Annotated in this window: 2 protein-coding genes and 2 pseudogenes; 1 reads left to right on the top strand and 3 read right to left on the bottom strand. The window is 60.7% G+C overall.

What is annotated here, in order from left to right; translation table 11 throughout:
* The 3 genes and pseudogenes from WBH99_RS08205 to WBH99_RS08215 form a co-directional block, all read right to left on the bottom strand.
* A pseudogene (locus WBH99_RS08205) lies at positions 1-677 on the bottom strand (flagellin); the annotation flags it as partial.
* 122 nt (positions 678-799) lie between these two features.
* Positions 800-4,222, bottom strand: a complete 3,423-nt coding sequence (locus tag WBH99_RS08210; protein WP_424219600.1) for a methyltransferase domain-containing protein — start codon at positions 4,220-4,222, stop codon at positions 800-802.
* A 51-nt stretch (positions 4,223-4,273) separates the two neighbouring features.
* Positions 4,274-4,852, bottom strand: a complete 579-nt coding sequence (locus WBH99_RS08215; RefSeq protein WP_424219601.1) for a CatB-related O-acetyltransferase — start codon at positions 4,850-4,852, stop codon at positions 4,274-4,276.
* Between the two features lie 189 nt (positions 4,853-5,041).
* Here WBH99_RS08215 and WBH99_RS08220 point away from each other — a divergent pair.
* Positions 5,042-5,718, top strand: a pseudogene (locus WBH99_RS08220) (flagellin); the annotation flags it as partial.

Consider the following 5,718-nt stretch of genomic DNA (forward strand, 5'->3'; position numbering starts at 1 on the left):
GCGATGTCGCGGGCGCTGTCGCTGGCCGTCGTGGTAATGGTGGCCGCGCCGCCCGCGCCGTTGATGGTCACGGTGCCGCCGGAAGACACCACCGCCCCGGTGATGGCCGTACCGGTACCCGTGCCGGAAGCGGCGGTCGATTGGCTTGCGTTCCCGATCTGATAGGTGCCGTACTGGCTCGTGCGGAAATCCGTGGTGGTGGCGGTGATCGTCTGGTTGGCATTGGCACCCACCTGGTACACCAGGGAGCTGTTGGAACCGTCGAACAGCCGGGTGCCGTTGAATTCAGTGGTGGAAGCAAAACGGTCGAGCTCCGCCACCAGCTGTGTCACTTCGGCATTCAGCACGGCCCGGTCGGAAGCACTGTTGGTGGCATTGGCCGATTGCACGGCCAGTTCTCGCACCCGCTGCAGGATGTTGCCCATCTCATTCAGGGCGCCTTCCCCCACCTGGGCCAGTGAAACGCCATCGTTGGCGTTGCGGCGAGCCTGATCCAGGCCGCGGATCTGGGCGGTGAAACGCTCGGAGATCGCAAGCCCGGCGGCATCGTCCTTGGCACTGTTGATACGCAGACCAGAAGACAAACGCTGCAGCGAGGTATTGAGGCTATTGGCGGTGCTCGACAAGTTGCGCTGAGCATTGAGCGAGGCAACGTTGGTGTTGATGACGGTAGACATTTGGATTCTCCTTGTTTAAAAACAACTCACCATGGAAAGGGAAAGGTCTGAACTGCTTCCCTTGGGCCTATTAACGGGTGCTCGTTACAGAACTTGAGACATTTTCAAGTAGTTTTCTGACTTCAGAAATGAAACCAGGCATCTACCCATTCATCCAGATGGTCCTGCAGCAGCCAATGATCCCGGACGTGCTGGCGTAGCTGGTCACCTTGGCGGGCCAGGGCGTCAAGATCGGCCAGGTGGTCCCGGATCGCCGAAATCCAGTCGCGGGGGCGGTTCTTGACCAGGGTGACCGGGAAGCCGCAGCGATAGGGGCCGAAATCACTGGCGATCACCGGATAGCCGAGAATCCCGTACTCGAGCAGCTTCAGGTTGCTCTTGCAGAAATTGAAGTCATTGTGTTCGATGGGGGCGAGGGCCAGATCCAGATCGAGGGAAGCGAGCTTGGCGGGATACTCGGGGGTGGGGACGCCCAGATGGAATTCGTGCACATAGGGGCGGATGTCGTCCGGGCACATGCCGAAGAAAACCCACTCGACTTCGCCTGCCAGGGCCTTGACCACATCGGCGATCTCGGCCAGATCGCCACCATGACTGAGGCCGCCTGCCCAACCTACCCGGGGTTTGCGCCCTGCCCGCCGTTTCGGGGTGAGATGCGCCCATTTGGTGGCGTCGATACGGTTGGGGACGATCCGGATTTCGTTGGTGTATTTGCCATAGGCATCTGCCAGCCCCTCGGTCGAGACAATGAAGCGGTCGCACAATTGCAGCCCCTGGCGCAAGCGTTTGGCAATGTCCTTGGGGATTTGGTTGCGATGGAAGCTGCGGGTGGGGACGTTGGTGATCAGGTCGTCCAGTTCATAGATCAGTTTGATGGGAAAGAACTTTCGGTATTGGTTCAGATAATGTAACTGGTCATCCGTGACCTGGCGTTGCAGCAGCAGAGTGTCCGCATCGAACAGGCTGAGATCGAGGGGGGCATAGTGATCCGTCCCCAGGTAGCCATCGATCCTGCCTGCCGCCATGGCCGTATTGAAGGGTTCGATGACCCGGTAGTGGCCGCAGCCCATCAGGTCGGCGGGGAAGGCCAGCAGGCGGGGCAGGGGTTTCCAGGGCAGGCGCAGGCGGCTGACCTGGGGCTTGTCGGCCAGGGCGAAGGGAGTCTGGCGGTTGAGATTGCGGTTGTAGAACGGGTCCTGGGCGATCTTGGGCAGCCATCGGGAGAATAGCGTCTGCTCATCCTGCTCGCTGATATGGTTGGGTAGCTGGGTGGTGGCAATCAGCGTGATCTCGGGTGTCCAAAGCAACCGCCGGCCTTGTTCCGTCAGCCTGAGGCAGAGGTCGAACACGGCGGCCGCCTTTTCCAGATGCAGGTCGAGGCCGCCAATGTCGATGTAGGTTTGTCTTTGCAGCACCAGGGCGTCCGGGGTGAGTGCGCTGGGGTTCTGGGCAACGAGTTGCCGGCCAAAGTGCCCCCAATCATCGAAAGCCGAGCCGTGACCAAATCTGCTGGCGAGGCCGCCGCAACCCAGGATGAGAGCGTTGCCCATCAGGCGGCCCTGGGTATCGACGATGCGTGGCGCGACGGCGCCCAGTTCGGGATTCTGGGCCTCGGCCGCGAGCCGTTCCAGCCAGTCAGGGCTGGCAGGCTGCAGTCCTGAATGCAGCAGGATCACGATGTCGGCATCGCTTTGGCGGATGGCGGCATCGATCAGCGCTGCCAGGGGCTGCTGGGGGGGAATCTGATAAACCTCCATTCCTTCGATGCCGGCCTGGTCTACTTTCACCAGGTAGCGGAGCGCCCCGGGCGAGCCCTCCGTGGGGACGAAGATCGCCATCGATGCTGCGGCATAGGTTTTCTTGAGGAAGATCTGTTCGACCAGATGCTGGCACTGCGTGACATCGCTGGGCGCCTCGCTCAACAGCAGGAGTTTGGGCAAGCCTTTGAGGGGGTGACGGATCTGCCGGCTGCCGGGCAGGTAGCCAGGGGCAATTTCTGCCGTTTGCCGAATCTGGGCGAGGTAGCCCTGCAGAGCTTGCCGGGTGCCATCGGCGCCACCCAGTTCCCGATTCAGGCTGCGCTGCGGGTGGCGGCGGTAGAGCACGTCGGGCAGGTGGCCGATGGCTTGGCTGCCCCGCCGGGCCAGAACACGCAAGGTAATGTCATACAACGGGTCCCCATGATGCTGTACACGCAGGCCTCCGAGTTCTTGCAGGGCTTGCCGCCGGATGAAAATTCCTTCGCCCAGATAGGGGAAGGCCAGCAGATAGTCGGGGGAAATGTCGGGCTTGAAATAGGGGCTGTCTGGCCGGTTTGCCGTATCGAGTTGGTCTTCGTCCACATAGACGATGGCGGCTTCCGGCTTGCGGATGCCGTACTCCGCTACATAGGGCAGGGCATGTTCGACCACCTGATCGCCTGCCTCCAGGAGCAGCAGCCATTCCGCAGAACTATTGGAGAAAAGGTGGGTGATATCTTCCCAAGGGGAGACAGAGGATATCCAGCGTAGATGCTGGGAGGCGGCGATACTGGCGGGTGCCGGCCCTTCCCCGATCAGGGTGATGCGGTTCCGGGAGTAAAGCTGACGGGCCAGGCTGTTTAGCGTCAGGGCCAGTTGGTCGAGGGTGCTGGCTGTAGAGGCCACGACCACATCAAAAGAAGGGGGGGGGTCGATGGCATCCAGATAGGCATCAAAGGCCCGGGCTTCATGAGGTGTCATTTGATGCGAACGCAGAAACTCCTGGTACTCCGTCTGCTGACCACGCCAGAAAAGACAGCCCATCCTGGGAGGTTCATAGGCCTGGAGGGGCTCGCTGCCGGGGGTGGCGGTGATGAAGAACTGGCCGCTGTGCAGTTCCATCAATTCCTCTTCTTTCACATCGCGCAGGACGAGCTTGCCGGTGTCGATGGTGCAGGGCAGGCTCTTCCTGAGCTGCCCTACTTGTTCCTGCATCGTGGGGTCGAGCCCATAGGTTACATTGAGAACGCGGTAGCCCGTCTCGTGCAGGAAGCGCCGCAATTCCTTGAGGGTGAAGAAACGCAGGTGTGTGATGTCCAGGGTGCCATTTGCCGCGTAGCGCCAGTAGCCACGGGCCAGGTCATCCAGCAGGGGAAGAAAGCGGATGTTGGGGATGCTGATCACCACCCGGGCGTCATCCGTGAGGTAGGGCCGCAGGCGGCACATCACTTGCCAGGGGTTGTACAGGTGTTCGAGAACATCGGCGCAGATCACCAGGTCCAGGCTGCCGGGCTCGATGCCGTGCGCTTCCAGCGGGGTGTCCTCAAAATTTCCGGCGACGACATCATCAAGCCGCTCCCTGGCAATCTTTGCCTCGGCGGGATTGGGTTCGATGCCCCAAACCCTTGCCTTGGGAAACTTGCTCTTCAGATAAGCGCCGGTACCCCCCGCTCCGCAGCCGATATCGAGTACCCGCCGGGGTTCCCGGTCGAGGGCCTCGATCAGGTCGCTACGGACGTTCTCATGATAGGCGGTGCTTTCCAACTCTGTGACGTTGAGACAGGTCTGCCAGACATATTGAGTCATTGTTTGTCCTGATTCGTTGAAGGGGTTCAGCGGCCTTTTGAAAGCTAGCCGCTAGCGCAATTGCGCTTTGGCAAGAAAGGCTTCGATGTCGGCGGAGAGTAATTCCGGCAGGTGTTGCAAGATGCGCTCCTCGGGCCAGTTCCACCACTGCAGGCGCAGCAGACGCGCAATGGTTTCGTCATCGAAACGTTTGCGGATCTCCCGGGCGGGATTGCCGCCAACAATGGCGTAGGGGGCCACATCCCGGGTCACGACGGCATGGGCGGCGATGACGGCGCCATCGCCGATGCTGACTTCGCCCAGGATCGAGGCGGAGTAGCCTACCCAGACATCATTGCCGATCACCGTTTCACCTGCCGGGGCAGGGTGGCCGGAATGGCCCGAAGCTTCTGCCCAAAGGGCACTGAAAGGGTAGGTGGTCACCCAGTCGGTTCGGTGATTGCCACCCATCAAGATCTGCACATTGTGGGCGAAGGAGCAATAGGCGCCGACCTTGAGGCGAGCCTCGGGATTCCATTGCAGGATATGCAGACCACCGGGAATGCAATAGGTACCCCGGCCAAACTGATGGCCGGGGTAAAGCTGGGAGGCCGGCACGACACCAGCCTGTTTGAACATATGTATGGGCATCTACTCCTCCTTCGACGGAGTTTAAAACGATCGCCTGGATAAGGCGAGGGTAAGGCGAGGGTAAGGCGACTTGTTCCTGGCATGTGGTTTGCTTAAAAGCTTTCGTCCACATTTGTGGCTGCTGCTTGCCGGCAAATTTTTCCCGTGCATGGCAGAGCGCAGCAGAAACGCCAATTTAGGAGAGCCATGATGTCTCAGGTAATCAATACAAATGTTGCTTCGCTGAACGCGCAGCGGAATCTTTCCCGTACTTCCGGTGAGCTTGCTACCTCCTTGCAGCGTTTGTCTTCTGGTCTGCGCATCAACAGTGCCAAGGACGATGCCGCCGGGTTGGCAATTTCCGAGCGCATGACGGCGCAGGTGCGCGGCATGAGCCAGGCCATGCGCAACGCCAACGATGGCGTTTCACTGGCCCAGGTGGGGGAAGGCGCCCTGAATGAGATGGGCAACATCCTGCAGCGGGTGCGAGAACTGGCTGTGCAATCGGCCAATGCCACCAACAGCGCTTCCGACCGGGCCGCCCTCAGCTCGGAAGTGTCTCAACTGGTGGCAGAACTCGATCGCTTTGCCGTGGCGACGGAATTCAATGGCCTCAAGCTTTTTGATGGTAGTTTTGGTTCCGCCCTCTACCAGGTGGGTGCCAATGCCAACCAGACGATCACCGCCACCACCACGGATTTCCGCACGAGCCAGTACGGCACCTATCAGATCGGGAACGCAAGCCAATCGACCGCCGTTACCGGCACGGGTACCGGTACGGCCATCACCGGGGCGGTGGTGTCTTCCGGCGGCACCGTGACCATCAACGGCGCGGGCGGCGCGGCCACCATTACCACGACGGCCAGCGACAGCGCCCGCGACATCGC

Origin of the sequence: Azovibrio sp. (assembly GCF_049658005.1) — a bacterium.
Taxonomy (GTDB): Bacteria; Pseudomonadota; Gammaproteobacteria; order Burkholderiales; family Rhodocyclaceae; genus Azovibrio.